Consider the following 20,719-nt stretch of genomic DNA (forward strand, 5'->3'; position numbering starts at 1 on the left):
TCTACAGCTTTGGTATAAGGTACTTTTGTACATTATTTAATTAGCATAGAAGAAATAAGGTTGGAGAAAGGTTGGAAATAATGAGAATTTGCAAGGGAACGACAAATGTTTACAAAACAGGATTTAATTCACCAGCGGCATACCATTGATAAACTGAGAAATCAAAGTGTATTGACGCCGCAACATGCTGAAAAAATTGAACAAAGTATTGCGAGCTCTTGGCAGCGATCTGCATCTGCCGATATTCCTAAAGAGCGCTTAGCTGCACCTTTGCTCAAACCTGCCTCAAACAAAAATCCCAGTGTTTTAGATGTGGCGATTCAGGCGTGTCAACATGATCTTAAACACGTCGCTGAGCAATCATCGATGGTGATTGCGGTGGCAGATATAGGCAGCACGATTTTATGGGCAGCGCCAAGTGCGCAAATGCGAAGCGCTGCTGAGAAAGTCCATTTTGTTGCTGGTGGTCAGTGGAAAGAAGAGCTTGTAGGGACGAATGCTTTGGCTTTGTCACTTAAAACCCGGCAGTCGAGTTGTGTTTTTTCCAATGAACATTACATGTCTTCTGTGCATGATTGGGTGTGTTACGCTGCGCCAATTTTAGATCCTTATACACAACAACCTGTGGGTGTTGTCGATTTATCCGCCACTTGGAAAAATCACAATGCTTTAGGCATGTTGGCGGCAGAGCGTTGTGCTGCCATCATTCAAAATGCGCTTATCGAGCATCAGCGACAGCACTTATTTATTCGTGCTTTTTCTACACCGCAGATATTATTTAACGGCAAAGCGCTCGTATTAACGCCACGACAAGTTGAAATTTTAACTATTTTAACTTTATGTCCACAAGGGCTGAATCTGGAAAAACTGCATCATGCACTTTATGGTGAGCGCAAGGTCAGTGTAGGGACGCTCAAAGCTGAAATGTCTCAGTTGCGTGATATTTTGGGTGGCTTACTCGGATCGAGACCTTATCGCTTACTGGCACATGTAGAGGCAGATTTTTTACAGGCAGAAGATGCGCTTAATGCAGGTTATGTCGCTATGGCCTTACAACTGTATACAGGTGTGCTGTTATCCCGCTCGGAGAGTCCTTTTATTTGTACATGGCGTGACTGTCTTGAATCACGTCTGAGTGATGCAATTTACAAAGCAAAAGAGCCTGATATGTTGCTTAAGCATCTAGCACGCTTTCCAGAAGCCATAGATGCTGTACAACGATTAACCGAGCTGCTTCCACTGGATCATCCGGCACACCAATTATTGGTCAAATATTATGAAGGATAAGGTCAGTATGAACTGATTTTGCTGTTAAGCCATTGAAATAACTTTTGATAGACAGCTTCACGTACAGCGGGCGCTGATAAGACCAAATCATGCACACCATTTTGGATGCTCTGGATTGTCACATCGCCCTTGATTTTTTTAGCGTATTTGCGAATGTCTTTTACATTTAAAATCACATCACTTTGTGTGACGCTCTTATGCCAGCGTTTCGGATTTTTAGTTTGATGTGAATGCATCACCAGTACAGGAATATCAATATACACACCTTTGTGAATTTCTTTTTGGGCACTATGTATAGCATGTACAAAACTAAGTAAAACGGTCGGTGCAGATACTGGCTTCCAGTTCAGATCAAAATCCCATTCACCTTTTAGGCTTTGATGCAAACTGGTAACGTACCATCGGTTGAGTTTGCTCGGAAAAGGTTGACGCGGCAATACTCGACCAACCTGACTCAACAGCGGAATTCCCAGTTTCTTTTCGGCAAGACTCAAATTGAACTCATAAAATGGACTGTTTACCCAGAGTGCTTTGATCAGTGAATTCTGACGATAATGTGCAGCATACAAAGTGGCAATTAGCCCGCCAGTAGAGTGTCCTGCAAGCAACACTTGATGATGAGATTCTTGCTCGATTAGCTCAAGTGCCCGACTAATTTCGGCATCGTACTCGCGTAAATCGTGCACATTAAAAAATGTTTGATGGGGGAGTTTAGAGCGGCCATATTTGCGTAAATCAAGGGCGTAAAAATCATAACTATGTAGATTAAATTGCTCGGCCATTTCTTTTTGAAAAAAATAGTCAATATAGCCATGAATATATAGCACAGCTTTATCAGTAGTATGATTGGCTTTTTTTCTTACCAGTGTGGCGATCACTCGACCTTCATAATCGTCAGGAAAATTCAGGATTTGCTGTTCATAGCCTTCACCTAAGAGATCGGCGCTGTAATCTGACATTCTTGTTTTTTCTATTGAATCATAATGTCTTCATCGTTATCTGAAATTTAAACTTTGTCAATTACGACATGTGAATAAAAAAAGGGAATATCCATGATGTAGATATTCCCAAAATCCGAGTAAGTTGGTTGGAGAGAACCTACTCAGAAGAGGATTTTTACTGTTTAAGCCAGTTACAGTGCTGCTTTAAACATCTCGACCACTTGTGCATGCGTTGCTTTACGTGGATTGGTAAGCATACAGGCATCATTTTGTGCATTTTCTGCCATAACTGCCAAATCTTCTGGTTTAACGCCCAATTCTGTTAAACCAGATGGTATACCAATTGAAGAAGACAACTCACGTATCGCATTAATCGCTGCATATGCCGCGGCAGTGGTACTCAAGCCTTGAGTATTTACACCCATCAGTTCTGCAATTCGGGCATAACGTTCAGGGCACGCAATTAGGTTGAATTCACAAACATGGGGCAATAAGATGGCGTTACATACGCCGTGCGGCAGATTATAAAAACCACCTAATTGATGTGCCATGGCATGTACATAACCCAATGAGGCGTTGTTAAATGCCATACCTGCCAGATACTGAGCATAGCTCATGGCATCGCGCGCTTCGATATCTTCACCGTTGGCTACTGCGGGTCTGAGCCATTGACTGATCATGCTAATAGCTTTTTCTGCACAGGCATCGGTAATGGGATTGGCTGCTGTCGATACATAAGCTTCAACCGCATGTGTCAAGGCATCCATCCCTGTGGCAGCGGTCAAGCCTGTTGGTTTTGCAATCATAAGTTTAGGGTCGTCTATGGCAATCAATGGTGTGCAGCGCCAATCGACAATTGCCATTTTTACGTGCGTATCTGTATTGGTGATGATACAAAAGCGTGTCATTTCAGAAGCGGTGCCTGCTGTAGTATTGACTGAAATTAGCGGCGTCATTGGGACTTTGCTTTTATCAATTCCTTCATAGTCACGGATGTGACCACCGCCGGCAGTCACCAGTCCAATGCCTTTGGCACAGTCATGTGATGAGCCGCCTCCTAAAGACACAATAAAATCACAGTCATTGTGAGTATAGGCCTCTACACCACGATGTACATTGATGTCGGTCGGATTAGGTTCTGCACCTGAAAAAATATGACTTTTTACACCGGCGCTATGTAGATATTCTGCAATTGTGTCGGCTACACCAAATTTAAAGAGGCCTTCATCGGTCACAATTAGAGCTTTTTTTGCTCCTAAATCAATTGCTTTATTTCCAATTTCTTTGGCACATCCTGGACCAAAAAGTGAAACGCTCGGGATGAAAAAACCGTTGGTTTGATCTGCAATTTGTTTAAACGCCATTGAGATATTCCTTATTCAATCTGTTTATGTCTTGTTATCTAGGTGTCCTTCACCATGTCACTAGTATTATCTGAGCGTAAAATAATGTGTACCTACCAAACACCTACCAAGAATTTTTGAGTTAAGATTTTGTATTTTAAGCGATATTTTAATCGATTGAGCTTTAGCATTTTACTTTTATGTCAAAGTCGTTAAGCTATGTGCTCGTTGTTAGAAGTCGTTGGATTATGAAGCAAGAAACTGCACTGAAGTTATTAAAAGCCGGAGAAAATGTATTCCTAACGGGCTCGGCCGGTGCAGGTAAAACCTATACACTTAATCAGTACATTCAGTATTTAAAGGCGCGTAAGGTGCCCGTTGCCATTACTGCCTCAACAGGTATCGCGGCGACGCATATGAATGGCATGACCATTCATACATGGGCAGGTATTGGCATTAAGGATCATCTATCCGATGATGATCTGAAACGTATGAAAGAGCGCAAGTATTTAAAAGAACACCTTGAAAACGCTCAAGTGCTGATTATTGATGAAATTTCAATGTTACATGCCAAACAGCTTAATCTGGTAAATCAGGTTCTGAAATACTTTAAAGAAAGCGACGAAGCATTTGGCGGTATACAAGTCATTGTGGCCGGTGATTTTTTTCAGTTGCCGCCTGTTGGTAAAAATGATGAACGCAACCGCGATAAATTTTGCTTTATGTCGGATGCGTGGGTTGAGGCAAAATTTCGAGTTTGTTATTTGACAGAGCAACACCGTCAGGACGATGAAATTTTAAATCAGATTTTAAATGCCATTCGAGCGCAAAATATACAGCCAAATCATAAGCAAGCCTTATTGTCATCGCGTCAGCATGATATTGGGGATACGTTTACACGGCTTTACACCCACAATATGGATGTAGACGCGATCAATTTTCAGCATTTGAATGAAATTGAAAATGATGGCCATCAGTTCAATGCTACATTAGATGGCAATGAAAAATTACTTGAAACATTAAAATCGTCGGTACGCGCGCCCGAAGAGCTTACGCTTAAAAAACATGCCAAAGTGATGTTTGTAAAAAACAACTTCGATATGGGATATATCAATGGCAGTTTAGGCGAAGTGATCGGATTTGAAGAAGACGACGAATTTGGCTTACTGCCTAAAGTCAAAATGACAGATGGAACCACGTTGCTGGTAGAGCCTGAAACATGGTCGATCGAAAACGAAGCCGGGAAGGTGATTGCAAGTTTCCAGCAAATTCCATTACGTTTGGCTTGGGCGATTACCATTCATAAAAGCCAAGGTATGACTTTGGAAGCCGCAGAAATTAATCTAACCCATACGTTTGAAAAAGGTCAGGGTTATGTGGCTTTATCTCGGCTCAAGTCGTTAACGGGTTTGCGTTTACTTGGTTTTAACGAGCAAGCTTTGGAGCTTGATACCCTTGCGCTTAAAGCAGACAAACGTTTTCAAGAGTTGTCTCAAGAGGCAGAAGATCATTTTGCAGAAATTGATTTAACCGATAAGCACAAAGCGTTTATTCGACATTGTGGCGGTACGCTCAATGAAACCGAAATTGCCCGTAACGAGAAAAAACTCGCCAAAGGTGAAAAGCAAAATTATGGCTCTGCGACCTTAGATGAAACTCGTGAGCTATTTGAGGGCGGGTACGACATTCAGGATATCGCCCAAGAGCGAGGGCTCACACCGGCCACCATTATTAATCATCTGGCGCGTTTACACCGTGAGCAAGGACTGGATATTTCGGTGGCCCACCCGGGTGATGAAGTAGTCGAGCAAGTACGTAAATTGTTTAAACGTGTGCAAAAAAGCAAACGGCCAGAAAATTTTAATGACGATGGTTCAATCAAACTCAAACCGATTGTGGATCTCACTAGTCCGAGAATGGGCTATGATCAGGTACGTCTTGCACTGTTATTTATAGAATAGGGAGTCAAACCGTATGCCCCATATTATTGTGGATTATTCGGCCAATATTGAATATTTCGATCCGAAGCAACTGTTGTCTCAAATCAATATCAGCATCATCGAGACAGGCTATTGCGATGCGATAGATATTAAATCCCGTGCCCGAAAAGATGATATCTTTTTGATTGGAGAGGGAGATCATAATCAGGCCTATGTGCATGTCAAAGTTTATTTGCTCTCTGGACGTACCGAACAACAAAAGACTGAGATAGGTGAAAAGGTATTACAGACAGTAACTAGCAATCAGAGTTTGATGAATCAGAAAAAACCGATCCAAAGCTGTGTTGAAATTGTCGAAATGCCCAAACAGGATTATTTCAAACAAGTGATTAAATCGCAATTTTGATCAGGATCGGCATGTTTAATCATTTCATAATATATCTATCAAATGAACATGTATTAAAGCTATGACGGCTTATGATCTGAAATTAAAACGCGTGTGTGATTACATTCAACAACATTTGGATGAATCTTTAAATTTACAACAATTGAGTGAAGTTGCTGGATTATCCAGATTTCATTTTCATCGTATTTTTTATGCACATCTGGGCATGAATGTAATGAAATATACGCAAATGTTGCGATTAAAACGCGCATCATTTCAGCTTGTATTTAAACCAGAAGTAAAAGTGATCGAGATTGCTTTAGATGCTGGTTTTGATAGTCCAGAAGCATTTGCAAGAGCATTTAAACGTTCATTTGATCAAACGCCCAGTGTCTTTAGAGTTGAGCCAAACTGGCAAAATTGGCACAGGAAGTTTGTTTATTTCACCCCTAAAAGTGAGCTAGAAATCAACGTTACCATTATTGAACGACCTGTCGAGAAGATCGCTTATATTTCTCATCAAGGTTCACCTGAAAAAGTATTTGAAACTGCAGCCAAGTTTATCGAATGGCGTAAAAGAACAGGGTTGTCTCCCGTTAAAACATCGGCAACCTATGGTATTCCTTTTTCGGATCCTGAGCAGACGCCTGAACAAGAATTTCGCTTCGATATTGCAGGATCAATCACTAAGCCGATTGATCCTAATCATGAAGGCATCGAAATGAGTGAAATTCCCGCGGGACGCTATGCTATTGTTCGGCATTTGGGAAGTCATGATCATATACGTGATAGCGTCTATTTTTTATTTAGAAACTGGTTACCAGCGCAACAGGAAGAAGCGGGCGATTATCCAGTATTCTTTCATTATCATAATTTTGTACATGAAGTGAAAGAAGCTGATTTGGTCACCGATATTTATTTGCTACTGAAATAAACCTATCTAGGGACGATTAAAATCGTCTCTAGATATTTTAAAAATATAGAACTGAGATTTTCAATCATCAGAAATTAATTCAATACGCGCATACTGTTCAATCAAGTTTGCATCGAGCATATGGATATAATCCATAAACATAATATTAAAACTCCCCACCGTTTGTGCTTGATCAAAAGCAAGTTTTCCGGCAATTGCAAAATGCACATGCGCAGTAATTGCAGCCAAATGAACAGGTGCGACAGCACAGTATGCTGCGACTAAAGCACCCAGTGCACAACCTGTTGCAGTGATGCGTGGCTGTAAATGGCTACCACCTTGAATTTTGACAATACAGGTCATCGCATTTGACAGGATATAATCGGTTTCACCTGAAATCGCCACACAACTGGTTTTAGTTAAAAGATGCTGTGCGTGATGAAACATCTCATCGCTTTTGAGGGTACTGTCTACACCTTTAGATTGGGTCAGGCGCCCTGCAAGAGCACTAATTTCAGAAGCATTACCGCGAATAACCGAGGGGTGATACTGTAATAGCGCATCGACAGCGTCACTTCGCCATTTGAGAATTGGCCCGTATCCTACAGGATCCAGCACCCAAGGAATGTGATGTTTGTGCGCCGTTTGAGCTGAAATCATCATGGCCTGCATCTGCTCTGTGGTCGGGGTACCAGTATTGATGCTAAGTGCGCCACTAATTTGGGTAAAACTCTCAGCCTCAAATGGATTGTCAATCATTGCAGGTGAGGCACCCGCTGCCAGCAAAACATTTGCCGCATAGTTGGCTGCCACGCTGTTGGTAATACATTGTACCAGCGGTGCTTGTGCCTGTAATTTTTCCCAAGTACCAATAACATGTTCAATAATGTTGCATGAGTTATACATGGCTGACCCCTAAAAAGAAAAAGCTTACTTGGTAAAATAATGATCTTGATGTTTGCAGTTTCGGCAAATTAACGACACATAATCTGTCGCATCATAATCGACCTCAAGGTCGTTTGAACCACAATTCATACACCGTTTTAAAGAAAAAAAGTTAAGGCGCGGCTCAATTTTGCGCCATGCTTTCCATATCGGTTGTATAAAGATGCGTTCATCATAAGATAAAAACCGATACAAAAATATCTGACTCATTTTACTTAAAGGTAAATTTATGGGGCGAGGTAAGGTTGAGATTTCCCATCGTTCTGTAATGGCACGCTCTCGATATTGTTCTAGCGTTTTTTTTAGTAAATTCGTATTGATGAAGCTTTCATTACGTGGCTGAAGCGCTTTTTGGGTATACAAATACTCTAATGCAGTTTGGATCAGATAGTAAATTTGGCCCACTGCCAAACCATCAAGAAGTTTATAACAAAATTGCTGGAAATGACGGTTGCCTGCAATTTGTATATTCCATGTTCGACAGTACATTTGCATAAATTGCACAATTTCTTGATACAACAATTCAAACAATACGTTTTTGACGTCTTCTGTCGTTTTATAAGGAATTCCCATACTTAGATTTTCATAAAACCAATGTCTGAGCTGTTGTACGATACTAAACAAGCTAGGGTCGGAGTAGCCATCGAGTCGAACCCTCAAATAAGCAATCTGTTGTTGTTCATCAAGATGTTCAGGAATAACCAAAATACCCAAATGCAGCAGCTCTTTATACAATGCATTGTTGAAAAGATAATGTGGGCTGATGCTGTGGTACTTAATGGCATGCCAATGTACAAATTCATCGTGCGGAATATTTTCCTGCACATGATCATCTAGTAAAGCCAATAAAAACAGTTTGTGCATCAAGCTCAAGTCTTCAAGATTGAACACTTTGTCATCTTTAATCTGGTTTTTTTTCTGCTCTTGTTGACGAGCTTGTTTAATCATTTTTTTGCGTTGTTCGGTACAGCTTATGCAATGGCACACACGTTTATGATCTTGAAATACACGATGCTGACAATGGCTGCATTCTTGAAATTGAACATCCTGCTCATACTCTTCTGCCTCAACCCAAAACATAGCGGCTTGGCACAGTGGGCACTGACTACTTTCATCAAGTTGTTTTTGCAGAATATTCAAAATAGCACTCAGGTAAAGAACGAGAGTTGAATTATATCGCGTCTGTTCAAATTGCGACATCCAGATTTACAGATCAAATGATCAGATCAAAGCTCTCTATAAATAGAACACACAAAAAAGGCTCAAAGTTAAATCTTTGAGCCTTCTACTTTACATAAATTTAAACAGGGCAAGGCAAAGATTCGTCGTGTTGGCTAAGTTTTTTGGCTGCAATAAGGGCTTTGACCTTGCGCGAAGGTGCTTTTTCTTTACCCAAAGCATCGTAAGTATTCACAATGGCTGTGACATCTTGTGCGCTAAGTTCAATTCCTTCTGCGGTCATGAACACCGCAATAACATTGGGACAAACGCCAGCCCTGTGCAAATCATGAATGGCTTTGATATTTTCAACGCGATGTAAGTGTTGTGTGAGTTCCATATCGATCACCTCTTCGACATTATTTATTTTATATTGGCCAACCTGGTCTTACTAATACAAGCAAAAAACGTGCACAAAATGTAATCGAAACTTAAAAATGTAAGTCGGCGTTACAATGAAATAGATTGTCTTACTTTCAGTCAAAATTAAACAAAGCAAAAGAAAGAGCTAAAAAACTCTAGCCAAACAAAACGTTTTTTGAACATTTGTACGTACTTACAATTGAAAAATAATTCGATAAGACGCATCTTAATTTTAAATTGAAACTTCGCAGACACATTGATTAAGTTGGCGTATGATCAAATGCATACACAATAATGACTGATGCCATGCATAAGGGCAAAATAGGAAAATATATGAATATTGCGGCAAACCCTCATATTTCGGCAGATCAAACGGTTTATCTTAAAGATTATCAACAGCCATCTTTCTTGGTCGATTCGATCAACCTTGATATTCAGGTACACGATGATCATACGCACGTGTTTTCTACACTGGTGATGAAACGAAAGGCTGCTGGTGATTTGGTACTATTGGGGCGTGATCTTGAACTGGTATCCATCAAATTAAATGGCGAGCCGCTTAACAGTGAAGATTACACGCTTGATGATGAGCAATTGGTGATTACCAATGCACCAGATCAACTCACACTTGAAACCCAAGTGGTGATTCATCCAGAAAGTAATACCCAGCTAGAAGGTCTATACAAAGCCGGTGATTTGTTTGTCACGCAAAATGAACCAGAAGGTTTCCGCAAAATTACCTTTTATCCTGACCGTCCAGATGTATTGTCAGTATTCACTACACGTGTTGAAGCCGATAAAAAATATCCTGTATTACTGGCTAACGGTAACTTGCTTGAAACAGGTACCGTGGGTGAAGACCGTCACTTTGCCATCTGGCAAGATCCAACTAAAAAACCAAGTTATTTATTTGCCTGTGTGATTGGTGATTTGGCTGTACTGAAGGATCGATATACGACTTCCGAAGGCCGCGATGTTGCACTTGAAATATATGCCATCGAAAAAGATATTCCAAAATGCAAAATTGCCATGGAGGCACTCAAGCATTCTATGCGTTGGGATGAAGAGCACTATGGCCGTCCATACGACTTAGACAATTATATGATTGTAGCGGTCAGCCAGTTCAACATGGGGGCTATGGAAAACAAAGGCTTAAATATTTTTAATACCTCTTGTGTGCTGGCCGATGAAGAATACACCACCGATGCCGCGATTATGCGCGTACAGTCCGTGATTGCACACGAATACTTTCACAACTGGACTGGAAACCGTATTACTTGTCGTGACTGGTTCCAGTTGTGCCTAAAAGAAGGTTTAACCGTTTTTAGAGATCAGTCATTTTCTGAAGACCTTCAATCTGCTGCGGTACAACGTATTGACGATGTTGCTGTGTTAAAAGCGCATCAATTTCCAGAAGATGCTGGTCCGCTTTCGCATCCACCACGTCCAGATCATTTTGTGGAAATTAATAACTTTTACACCGCTACAGTGTATGAAAAAGGTGCCGAAATTAACCGAATGATGGCGACACTTCTTGGCAAAGAAAAGTTCCGCCAAGGCACCGATGAGTATTTTAAGCGCTTCGATGGTCAAGCAGTTACGGTTGAAGACTGGATTGATGCACTTTCATCTGGATCGGGTGTCGATTTATCCGCCTTTTTGATCTGGTACAACCAACCGGGAACACCAAAGCTCGAAGTTGAGAGCGAATATCACCCCGATCAGCGCACCTATCGTTTGAACTTTAAGCAAAGTCTTAAAGCACATCCTAAATATCCAAATTTAAAGGCCGTGCCCATTCCTGTCGCTTTGGCGCTGTTTAACCCGCAAACAGGTGAACAATACACCTTAAATAGTCCAGATTTGTTTGAAAATCAGGTGAAAGACGGTGTGTATTTATTTGATCAAGATCACGCAAGTATTGAGTTTTCAGGTGTCGATCAGCCGCCTGTCGTTTCGTTACTACGTAACTTTTCTGCACCGGTGAATCTGGTCTTTAATTATACCGATGAAGAGCTGGCATTTTTAATTCAGCACGAAACCAATGGATTTAATCAGTGGCAGGCGAGTCAAACCTTACTTGAGCGCATTTTATTGCAAGAACACTCGGTTGAACCTTATATCGACGCCATTCAAAAAACGTTACCTACGCTAGTACGTCAGGATCCATTATTGGCGTCACGACTTTTTGATGTTCCAACAGAGGGTTATTTGGGAAGTCGTATCGATCACGATTATCAGCCTGAGCAAGTGCAGGAAAAGCGTAATTCTGTTTTAGAAACCCTAGCACGTGCATTAAATGGGTTCTGGAAAGAAACCTATTTAGCGTTGAATCCAGCACTACAACACGATTTCTCTCAAGCAATGGGAGAGCGTGCGCTTAAAAATATCATGCTCAGCATGATGGCGCGCCAAGGTGACGATGAAGTGTTCGAGCTCGCTTACACTCAGTATCAAACAACTGGCAACATGTCAGAGCGTTTAGGTGCGTTACGCGTACTGGTCTGGAACGATGCGCCTCAGGCACAGCAGGCACTTGATGACTTCTACAACCGTTATAAGGATGAGGCGCTATCGCTTGATCAGTGGTTTATGATTCAGGCGGCGAATCCTAATGCTACAGCAGAGACTATTCGTACACTTACTCAGCATCCAGATTATGATTTGGGAACACCAAACCGTGTACGCTCGGTGAGTGGTGGTTTAAGTAATAATCCTGTCAATGCATGGAGTTATGGGGTAGAGCACTATATCGATTTGGCTCAGTATTTTGACGAAAAAAATCCGATTTTAGGCTCACGCCTCTTACAAGTATTATCTCGCTGGTACACCTTGGCCGAGCCGCATAAAACGCGTGTAAAAGAAGCACTTCAAGCACTGCAACCTAAAGTTAAATCCAAGAACGTAAAGGAGACACTCAATAGTATTTTGAGTGTCTGATCGTATCAGTTGTCAGTGAAATGATAAACGGGACTTCCATTCTTATGAGGTCCCGTTGTAATTTGAAAGCTGGATTTTCATAAACAACAACGACTTTTATTCAAAAGGATATTATTCAATGAAAAAGAATATTTTATGGGCTGCTTTACTGCTGCCATTAGCAGCATGTTCGTCTTATCCGCATTCAGGTGAAAAAATGCCAAAAATCGGTATGCCTAATCCGGCCAGCCAGTATTGTGTTGAGCAAAAAGGAAAGCTGGAAATTCGCAATGGACCAGAAGGGCAAACGGGTTATTGCCACTTGCCAAATGGACAAGTCGTTGAGGAGTGGGCATTATTTCGTTCTCAACAAAAAAACTGTATGCCAGATGAAGCCCAAAAGCTTGTTGGACAGTCGGGTTTGACTGATGAACAGATTAAACAGGTATCACGTGCACAAATTGTACGCAATATAGCACCCGGGCAGCCAGTGACCATGGATTATCGTGAAAATCGTGTCACTGTGGTTACTGATCCTTCAACCAAAAAAATTGTAAAGGTAAGTTGTGGTTGATTTGACCTATTTTTTAATGTTTTAAAAAATAATTAAATAGTCATGCAATCTTTGAAATATAAGATTGCATGGTGTTTATAATCTATCGACCTGAATTATTCACTCGAATAGTGGATAGAAAGAGATAGATATATTTTACGAATCTATGCTTGGTTTCAGAATAAATGTTTCATTATATTTAATAATTTGACAGTGATTAGACAGAGTTGTTTATATTGAATGACCAAATGACTCAACTACTTTCTTGTTTAACTTATAAGCATATGCCATTTTGAAATGAATTTTTCGCCATTAGGCATAGCAACATTGCCAAAGGAATATTCAATTTTACTGTGACAGGTTACATAAGCTAGGACGCAGCGCTGTTATCGATAGGATGCACTTTCAACAATTATCTAAGTGATTAATTTTTTGGAGGTCAGATGAATCATCTACAGTTTTTGCTGTTAAAACTTTCTGAGGAATGTCATCAAATTGGAAAGATTGCATCAGATAGCGCACAATTGGGTTTACTCAACGCCAATCCTGAACAAGGAGAGCGTAATAAAGCATGCTTACACAGCAGGTTGAATCACTTAAATGCCATCCTTTTACTGTTGAATGAATCATACAATCTGGATTATCGCCCAGATGTAATGCAAATGAATAAATCTCAGGTCAAAATCAATAAAGATTTAAATCATGCGATTGGTTCAGGTATGGTCACTTTACACGTGCCATTTCAACAATGGCACGATGCCGAATTAAAACAACAAAAATGAAAAAGCCCTGAATTGATCAGCGCTTTTATAAGTTTGAAAAAAAAATTATTTTTTTACGATCATCACAGGGACCACACTTTCACTGGCGACTTTTTGTGCGACACTACCTAAAACAAATTTTTTCAGCCCAGATCGGCCGTGAGAACCCATAATAATCAGATCGGCATTTACTTCATCGGCAATATTCAAAATGCCAGTCGCAGTTGGTTCTTCGCGAATGATTTTAACGTCCGTGTCGATTTGATGTGCGAGAAACTGTTGCTGAATCTGCTCAAGATGCTTTTGAGCATGTGCTTCGGCATCCATAAAGTGATTGGTAATAGCGGGGGCTACCTTATAAAAATCGACACCAACAAATGGATCGACTGCCACAACACTCATGACTGTAACTCGACTGCCAAAAGCTTGAGCAATAAAAAGTGCATGCCGGGTAGCAATTTCTGAAAGTTCCGAATCATCAACGGGAACAAGAATGTGTTGGTAGCTCATGTTATTCTCCTTTATTACTCTTTTAAATTTAAAAACTTAAATTACGTTTTTAGCTTAACATACTGTCTAAAAGATAAAGCCTATTTAGAAGTTTTTTAGAGATAAAATTTCATATAATCAACAAATTAAACACGAATTACCAACACTAAGTTTTGTTATATACATCCAAAAAAAAGCCCGCAAGTAATCCTTAACGGGCATCTTTTACTGCGCAAAACGCAATTAGTTTTTAAGGGCAGGTGTTGCTGCTGCAATCGCATCCGCCACCGCATCATCTTCACTACGGTTTTGTTTGGTGGTTGAACGAGCTGGCTGTTCTTCCGTATTCGCCGTTGAAACTTCCGTTTTCGGTTCGGCTTTTGGTTCTTCTTTCACTGGCGTTTCAACAGGTTTTGCGGCATGGTGCTGCTCACGACGAATCTCTGTTGTGGTATTTGGTGTTTCCATACGCTCAATTACGACCGTCTGTTCTGTGGTCGACTGTTGGTTTTGTGCCTCTTGAAGCGGTTTAAGCTCAGTTGGTTGCTGCTCCTGAGTGCTTGTTTCCATTTGAGACTGATTTTCATCTTTTGGTTGTTCTTTTTTTGAACAAGCCGTTAAAAATAAGCCAGCAGCAATCAATCCACAAATTAAGAATTTTTTATTCATGTGTGTACAAATTAAATCTAGAAATAGGTGCGCCTATTATAACAATAAAAATCGCTATGAAAATCCTCGTTACAAAGTCTAATTTTCCGATAAAAATGCTGCTAGAATAGCCAATTGTTTATTGTTCTAACATTTGATGCTGAATGACTTTGCTTTATAGGTGCAGAGTAAAGTAAAATTGCCCAGCATTGCATGCCGATTTAGGCTCGATTGTACGAGAAACCCAATGACCCATTTTATTTTCGTAACTGGTGGTGTTGTTTCATCACTAGGTAAAGGTATTTCAGCTGCTTCAGTTGCTGCACTTTTAGAAGCCCGTGGTTTAAAAGTAACCATGGTAAAAATGGATCCATATATTAATGTTGATCCGGGGACAATGAGTCCATTCCAACACGGTGAAGTTTTTGTTACTGAAGATGGTGCCGAAACAGATTTAGATTTGGGCTATTACGAACGTTTCTTACGTCGTGCGAAAATGACCAAATTGAACAACTTCACCAGTGGTCGTGTTTATCAAGACGTTTTAAATAAAGAACGTCGTGGCGATTACTTAGGTGGTACGGTTCAAGTTATTCCACATATTACCGATAACATCAAAGAACGTGTTCTTGCAGCCGGTGAAGGCTATGATGTCGCGATTGTCGAAATCGGTGGTACGGTTGGTGATATCGAATCTTTACCATTTATGGAATCTGTACGTCAGTTAATGGTCGAACTTGGCCATAAGCGTACGATGTTGATGCATTTGACACTCCTCCCATATATTCGTTCAGCAGCAGAGTTGAAAACCAAACCAACTCAACATTCTGTGAAAGAATTATTGTCAATTGGTATTCAACCGGATATTTTGATCTGCCGTACAGAGCATGACGTAGATGCCGACACCAAACGTAAAATCGCATTGTTTACCAATGTTGAAGCACGTGCGGTTGTGGTATGTAAAGATGCGAAAACCATCTATCAAATTCCGCGTAACTTCTACGAGCAAAAAGTAGACGACCTCATCTGTGAGCGTTTCGGCTACAACGATTTGCCACAAGCTGATCTTTCAGATTGGGATCAGGTATGCGAAGCATTATTTAACCCTGAATACATTGTTCGTGTCGCAATGGTGGGTAAATACGTTGAACTTCCAGATGCTTATAAGTCTGTCAATGAAGCTTTACTTCATGCGGGTATTCAAAATCGCGTAAAAGTTCAGATCGACTATGTCGATGCAGAAACGCTTGAAACCCAAGATATCTCTATTTTGTCTACGGCTGATGCTATCCTTGTACCGGGTGGTTTTGGTGAGCGTGGAACAGAAGGCAAGATGTTGGCGATTAAGTATGCGCGTGAGCAAGGTATTCCATTTTTAGGAATTTGCTTGGGCATGCAGCTTGCGGTAATTGAATACGCACGTAATGTTGCAGGTTTGGCAGAAGCTACATCGACTGAATTTAACCGTTCGACCAAGTTCCCAATCATTGGTCTGATCACAGAGTGGTTAGACGAGCGTGGTGAACTTCAACAGCGCAGCGTTGAGTCAGATCTTGGTGGAACCATGCGTTTAGGTGCGCAAAAATCTGAACTGGTCGAAGGCACCAAAACACGTCAGGTGTATGGTAAGGCTGAGATTGTAGAGCGTCATCGTCACCGCTATGAAATGAACGACCGCTTTATTGAGCCAATTGAAAAAGCGGGTATGAAAATTTCGGGCTATTCAACTGCGCAACATTTGGTTGAAACAGTCGAAATTCCTGAACATCCTTGGTTTATTGCTGTACAATTCCATCCTGAATTTACAAGTTCGCCACGTGATGGACATCCATTATTTGCTAGCTTTATCGATGCTGCGAAAAAACAGCACCTTAAAACGAAATAATACGACGCATAAACTAGGACTGTTTAAATGTCACAATTAAAACCCCAAGAGATTGTACGTTTAGGCGATATACAAATGGCAAATCATTTGCCATTTGTATTATTTGGCGGAATGAATGTACTTGAGTCGAAAGATCTTGCATTTGAAATTGCAGAAACCTATGTGGATATCTGCAAACGCCTTGAAATCCCTTACGTTTTTAAAGCAAGTTTTGATAAAGCAAACCGTTCAAGCCTACATTCGTTTCGTGGTCCTGGCCTCGAAAAAGGTATTGAATGGCTCGGTGAAATTAAAAAACATTTTAATGTTCCAATTATTACCGATGTGCATGAACCGTATCAAGCTGCTCCTGTTGCAGAGGTTGCCGATATTATTCAATTGCCTGCATTCTTGAGCCGTCAAACGGATCTGGTTGAGGCAATGGCAAAAACCCAAGCCATTATTAATATTAAAAAAGCACAATTCTTGTCGCCGCGTGAAATGAATCATATCTTGAACAAGTGCCTTGAAGCGGGTAATGACAAGCTGATTTTGTGTGAGCGTGGAACCTCTTTTGGCTACAATAATCTTGTGGTCGATATGCTTGGTTTCGACACCATGAAAGAGATGAATGTGCCGGTATTCTTTGATGTCACGCATGCACTTCAAACACCTGGTGGTCGAGCTGACTCGGCAGGTGGACGCCGTGCACAAATTACGACATTAGCTCGCGCAGGGATGGCGACTGGATTGGCTGGATTGTTCTTAGAAGCACATCCAGATCCTGAAAAAGCCAAATGTGATGGTCCTTGTGCGTTACGCCTATCACAGCTTGAGCCTTTCTTGGCACAATTAAAAGAATTGGATACTTTAGTTAAAGGATTCAAAAAGTTAAATACTGATTGATGCAAATGATTGCATCTTATTTTTCATTCAATTGAGGAATTGTTCATGAGCCAAATCGTTGATATTCGTGCACGTGAAATTTTGGACTCTCGTGGTAACCCGACCATCGAAGCAGACGTAATCTTAGCATCTGGCGTAGTTGGTCGTGCTTGTGCACCATCTGGTGCTTCAACTGGTTCTCGTGAAGCGTTAGAACTTCGTGATGGCGATAAAGCACGCTATTTGGGTAAAGGCGTTAAAACTGCGGTGAATAACGTCAACACCGTTATCCGTGACGCTTTAGTGGGCAAATCAGTATTTGAACAAAAAGACATCGATAACACGATGATCGAGCTTGATGGTACTGAAAATAAAGAAAAATTAGGTGCGAATGCAACTTTGGCGGTATCACTAGCTGCTGCACGCGCTGCTGCCGATGAAAAGAAAATCCCTCTTTTCCAATACATCGCAGACTTACGTGGTCAAACCATCTTGACGATGCCTGTACCTATGATGAACATCATCAATGGTGGTTCGCATGCAGACAACAACGTTGATATTCAAGAGTTTATGATTGAGCCTGTTGGCTTCACTTCATTCTCTGAAGCATTGCGTGCAGGTGCTGAAATCTTCCATTCTCTAAAATCAGTTTTAAACAAAAAAGGTTTAAACACTGCTGTGGGTGATGAAGGTGGTTTTGCGCCAAACTTGCGTTCTAATGAAGAAGCAATCACTGTTATTCTTGAAGCGATTGGTCAAACTGGCTACAAGGCGGGTTCTGACATCATGCTTGCACTTGACTGTGCATCTTCAGAATTTTATAAAAATGGTCAGTACATCTTGGCTGGTGAGGGCAATAAAGCATTCACAAGCAACCAGTTCTCTGACTATTTAGCAGGTCTTGTAAACCAGTATCCAATTATCTCAATTGAAGATGGTTTAGATGAGTCTGATTGGGAAGGTTGGTCTTACTTGACATCGATTCTGGGTGACAAAATCCAGTTGGTGGGTGATGACCTGTTTGTAACCAATCCAAAAATCCTTCAACGTGGTATCAATGAGAAAGTAGGTAACTCTATCTTAATCAAGTACAACCAAATTGGTACGTTGACTGAAACGCTAGATGCAATCTATTTAGCGAAAGACAATGGTTATTCTACAGTGATTTCACACCGTTCAGGTGAAACTGAAGATTCAACTATTGCAGATCTTGCAGTAGGTACTGCTGCGGGTCAAATCAAAACAGGTTCATTGTGCCGTTCTGATCGTGTATCAAAATACAACCAGTTGCTTCGTATTGAAGAGTTAACTAAAGCGGCTTACCGTGGTAAGGCGGAATTCAAAGGTTTAAATTAAGCTTTGAATGTAATTGCAAATCATCGTCAGTCTTGAATTGAAGAGATTTGCAGGCAATAAAAGGTGCTATGTTTAATAGCACCTTTTTTATTTTAGAGTGATATTTTCACATTTAGTGATTCATACACTGCACAACAGTTTTTGAAATGAGTTGCTAATTTAAAGAGTGCGAAAACTGACTATATTTCTCTATTGAGCAATGAAAAGTGGCTGAATCACATTTCAAGCACCCAGAAGAATTGTAAAAAATAGCATAAAATTAATAGCAGAAAGTTGCCTTAGTTTTGAGTAGATTACTCAAATCATACCCGATAGACTCTTTTCAATTGAGATGAACTTTGACAAAATGAGACGCGTCAAAAAGGTCAATAACGTTATGATTGGCTTTTAATTTTTTTATTTAGATTTGGCCACAATTGTGCATGCCAAGTTTCAAATTGTTATATCATACAAAACATTAAAGGATGTTTTAATTGAAGTGCCCAAGACTATGTTAGAAGTTTTTAAGTCTACTTCGAGCAAACTTATATTGGGGCTTGTCATCATTTTGGTTGCAGGTCTTCAGTACAGTTTCTGGTGGGGTGAGGGTGGTTATTTTCCGCATCAAGCCTTAACACAGCAAATTGCTCAACAAGCTGAAATCAATCAAGAATTAAAAGAGCGAAATCGAATTCTTGCTGCTGAAGTCTATGATCTGAAAAATGGCACAGAGGCGATTGAAGAACATGCACGTCTCGATTTGGGTTTAATTAAGCCTCATGAAACCTTTGTTCAAATGAGTACGATTAGTACCCAGTACAAGCCGATTTATATCGATCCAAATGCTAAAGTAGATATGCAAACCAATGAAACCCCACCAACACCCGACATTCCAGACTAAGTTATGGGCAATTATTCCTGCTGCTGGAAGCGGGTCGCGTTTTTCTAAAACCGAGTTAAAACAATACCAGTTGATTGATGATAAAACTGTCTTAGAACACACAGTTGATCGATTAAATGGCTTACCCCTCGATGGTTATGTTTTGGCGATTGGTCAAGATGATAATATTGCCCAGACACTTCCTTTAAAGAATCGCCATAAAGCACATTTTTGTTTGGGCGGAAAAGAACGAGCCGACTCAGTATTAAATGCGCTGAATCATCTTTTGCGCTTTGCTTCAGAAGATGACTATGTTTTGGTGCATGATGCTGCTCGTCCATGTGTGAGCTTGCCCAACCTAGAGGCACTAATGACACATTGTACAGCGCATGATGTACATGCCATTTTGGCAACGCCTGTCAGAGATACGCTTAAACGAGTACAACAACAGCCTAAAATTGAGAAAACTGTTGATCGGAGTTTCCTCTGGCAGGCCCAAACACCACAAATGGCAAAGCTGGGTATTTTAAAGCGTTGTATTGAGTACGCTTTAATGAATCAAATTCCGATCACAGATGAAGCAAGCGCATTAGAATATATGGGTGAAACTGTAGATGTGGTTCAAGGGCGTTCTGATAACATTAAAATTACTTATTCAGAGGATTTACAACTTGCTCGCCTGATTCTAAATGCACAGCGGCAGAGTTGATTTAGGTCAATATTTTTTAAAGCGCTTGTTTTTGAAAAGATACAGGCGCTTTTTTTATACACTACAATTCATTAACGATAATAAGTTGATTTTATACTGAATTGGCATATACATTGCTTTTATAAACATAACGATTATTGCAGGAGAGATGTCCTTTTAGGATACGCCGAAGGAGCAACGACCCCGGAAACTCTCAGGCAAAAGGACTGTAGTGATCGATAAGTAATCTGGAGAGAAGTATCTTAGTATACTCACCGAAGGGGATGGTCGACAGATTTATGGTAAATCTAGTCGCATCGAAGCTCTCAGGTACCATGACAGATGGGGCAACTTCTGAAATG

At 40.6% G+C, this 20,719-nt stretch carries 19 protein-coding genes and 1 riboswitch; of the genes, 12 read left to right on the plus strand and 7 right to left on the minus strand.

The window, feature by feature from the left end; all coding sequences use genetic code 11:
* Positions 1-105 precede the first annotated feature (105 nt).
* Positions 106-1,287 (plus strand): transcriptional regulator, encoded by a 1,182-nt coding sequence (locus ADA42_RS00630; RefSeq protein WP_048763070.1) that lies wholly within the window; start codon positions 106-108, stop codon positions 1,285-1,287.
* A gap of 2 nt (positions 1,288-1,289) precedes the next feature.
* Here ADA42_RS00630 and ADA42_RS00635 read toward each other — a convergent pair whose 3' ends face one another.
* Together ADA42_RS00635 and mdh are read right to left on the minus strand one after the other, a co-directional pair.
* Entirely contained in the window at positions 1,290-2,246 is a 957-nt protein-coding gene (locus ADA42_RS00635; RefSeq protein WP_048763071.1) for an alpha/beta hydrolase, read from the minus strand.
* 173 nt (positions 2,247-2,419) lie between these two features.
* Positions 2,420-3,592, minus strand: a complete 1,173-nt coding sequence (gene mdh / locus ADA42_RS00640) for an iron-dependent methanol dehydrogenase (protein WP_004937247.1) — start codon at positions 3,590-3,592, stop codon at positions 2,420-2,422.
* 227 nt (positions 3,593-3,819) lie between these two features.
* On the opposite strand from mdh, the gene ADA42_RS00645 reads away from it, so the two are divergent.
* The 3 genes from ADA42_RS00645 to ADA42_RS00655 all read left to right on the plus strand — a co-directional run bounded on the left by ADA42_RS00645 (position 3,820) and on the right by ADA42_RS00655 (position 6,830).
* Complete coding sequence (locus ADA42_RS00645) at positions 3,820-5,532, plus strand: AAA family ATPase (RefSeq protein WP_048763072.1); 1,713 nt, start codon at positions 3,820-3,822, stop codon at positions 5,530-5,532.
* A gap of 13 nt (positions 5,533-5,545) precedes the next feature.
* Complete coding sequence (locus ADA42_RS00650; protein ID WP_048763073.1) at positions 5,546-5,917, plus strand: 5-carboxymethyl-2-hydroxymuconate Delta-isomerase; 372 nt, start codon at positions 5,546-5,548, stop codon at positions 5,915-5,917.
* A 61-nt stretch (positions 5,918-5,978) separates the two neighbouring features.
* Positions 5,979-6,830 carry an AraC family transcriptional regulator gene (locus ADA42_RS00655; protein WP_048763074.1) on the plus strand — a complete coding sequence of 284 codons (852 nt, stop codon included), beginning with the start codon at positions 5,979-5,981 and terminating at the stop codon, positions 6,828-6,830.
* A gap of 60 nt (positions 6,831-6,890) precedes the next feature.
* Here the strand turns inward: ADA42_RS00655 and thiM are convergent, their stop codons facing one another.
* The 3 genes from thiM to ADA42_RS00670 form a co-directional block, all read right to left on the minus strand.
* A complete protein-coding gene (thiM, locus tag ADA42_RS00660; protein ID WP_048763075.1) occupies positions 6,891-7,715 on the minus strand; it encodes a hydroxyethylthiazole kinase in 825 nt (274 codons plus the stop codon).
* A 24-nt stretch (positions 7,716-7,739) separates the two neighbouring features.
* Complete coding sequence (locus tag ADA42_RS00665) at positions 7,740-8,954, minus strand: TFIIB-type zinc ribbon-containing protein (RefSeq protein ID WP_048763076.1); 1,215 nt, start codon at positions 8,952-8,954, stop codon at positions 7,740-7,742.
* A 100-nt stretch (positions 8,955-9,054) separates the two neighbouring features.
* Positions 9,055-9,312 carry a hypothetical protein gene (locus ADA42_RS00670; RefSeq protein WP_048763077.1) on the minus strand — a complete coding sequence of 86 codons (258 nt, stop codon included), beginning with the start codon at positions 9,310-9,312 and terminating at the stop codon, positions 9,055-9,057.
* Between the two features lie 356 nt (positions 9,313-9,668).
* On the opposite strand from ADA42_RS00670, the gene pepN reads away from it, so the two are divergent.
* The 3 genes from pepN (at position 9,669) to ADA42_RS00685 (ending at position 13,589) form a co-directional block, all read left to right on the plus strand.
* A complete protein-coding gene (gene pepN, locus ADA42_RS00675; protein WP_048763078.1) occupies positions 9,669-12,275 on the plus strand; it encodes an aminopeptidase N in 2,607 nt (868 codons plus the stop codon).
* A 118-nt stretch (positions 12,276-12,393) separates the two neighbouring features.
* Entirely contained in the window at positions 12,394-12,828 is a 435-nt protein-coding gene (locus ADA42_RS00680) for an I78 family peptidase inhibitor (RefSeq protein WP_025095165.1), read from the plus strand.
* Between the two features lie 422 nt (positions 12,829-13,250).
* Positions 13,251-13,589 (plus strand): hypothetical protein, encoded by a 339-nt coding sequence (locus ADA42_RS00685; protein WP_025095164.1) that lies wholly within the window; start codon positions 13,251-13,253, stop codon positions 13,587-13,589.
* Positions 13,590-13,634: 45 nt separating this feature from the next.
* On the opposite strand, the gene ADA42_RS00690 is transcribed toward ADA42_RS00685, so the two are convergent.
* Together ADA42_RS00690 and ADA42_RS00695 are read right to left on the minus strand one after the other, a co-directional pair.
* On the minus strand, positions 13,635-14,078 hold the full coding sequence (locus ADA42_RS00690; protein ID WP_004937265.1) for a universal stress protein: 444 nt from the start codon (positions 14,076-14,078) through the stop codon (positions 13,635-13,637).
* A 222-nt stretch (positions 14,079-14,300) separates the two neighbouring features.
* On the minus strand, positions 14,301-14,726 hold the full coding sequence (locus tag ADA42_RS00695; protein ID WP_004947060.1) for a hypothetical protein: 426 nt from the start codon (positions 14,724-14,726) through the stop codon (positions 14,301-14,303).
* A 226-nt stretch (positions 14,727-14,952) separates the two neighbouring features.
* Between ADA42_RS00695 and ADA42_RS00700 the strand changes: the two genes are divergently transcribed.
* The 5 genes from ADA42_RS00700 to ispD all read left to right on the plus strand — a co-directional run bounded on the left by ADA42_RS00700 (position 14,953) and on the right by ispD (position 20,378).
* Positions 14,953-16,590 (plus strand): CTP synthase, encoded by a 1,638-nt coding sequence (locus ADA42_RS00700; RefSeq protein ID WP_004927357.1) that lies wholly within the window; start codon positions 14,953-14,955, stop codon positions 16,588-16,590.
* A 27-nt stretch (positions 16,591-16,617) separates the two neighbouring features.
* Positions 16,618-17,475, plus strand: coding sequence for a 3-deoxy-8-phosphooctulonate synthase (kdsA, locus tag ADA42_RS00705; protein WP_004937268.1), 858 nt, complete (start codon positions 16,618-16,620; stop codon positions 17,473-17,475).
* Between the two features lie 45 nt (positions 17,476-17,520).
* On the plus strand, positions 17,521-18,810 hold the full coding sequence (eno, locus tag ADA42_RS00710; protein WP_004937269.1) for a phosphopyruvate hydratase: 1,290 nt from the start codon (positions 17,521-17,523) through the stop codon (positions 18,808-18,810).
* A gap of 490 nt (positions 18,811-19,300) precedes the next feature.
* Positions 19,301-19,690, plus strand: coding sequence for a cell division protein FtsB (gene ftsB / locus ADA42_RS00715; protein ID WP_004937272.1), 390 nt, complete (start codon positions 19,301-19,303; stop codon positions 19,688-19,690).
* Positions 19,656-20,378, plus strand: coding sequence for a 2-C-methyl-D-erythritol 4-phosphate cytidylyltransferase (ispD, locus tag ADA42_RS00720; RefSeq protein WP_004937274.1), 723 nt, complete (start codon positions 19,656-19,658; stop codon positions 20,376-20,378). The genes ftsB and ispD overlap by 35 nt, the downstream gene beginning before the upstream one ends.
* 130 nt (positions 20,379-20,508) lie before the next feature.
* Positions 20,509-20,597: riboswitch (glycine riboswitch) on the plus strand.
* The last annotated feature ends 122 nt before the right edge of the window (positions 20,598-20,719 follow it).

This window comes from Acinetobacter sp. 243_ASPC (assembly GCF_001054715.1).
GTDB classification, from domain to species: domain Bacteria; phylum Pseudomonadota; class Gammaproteobacteria; order Pseudomonadales; family Moraxellaceae; genus Acinetobacter; species Acinetobacter soli.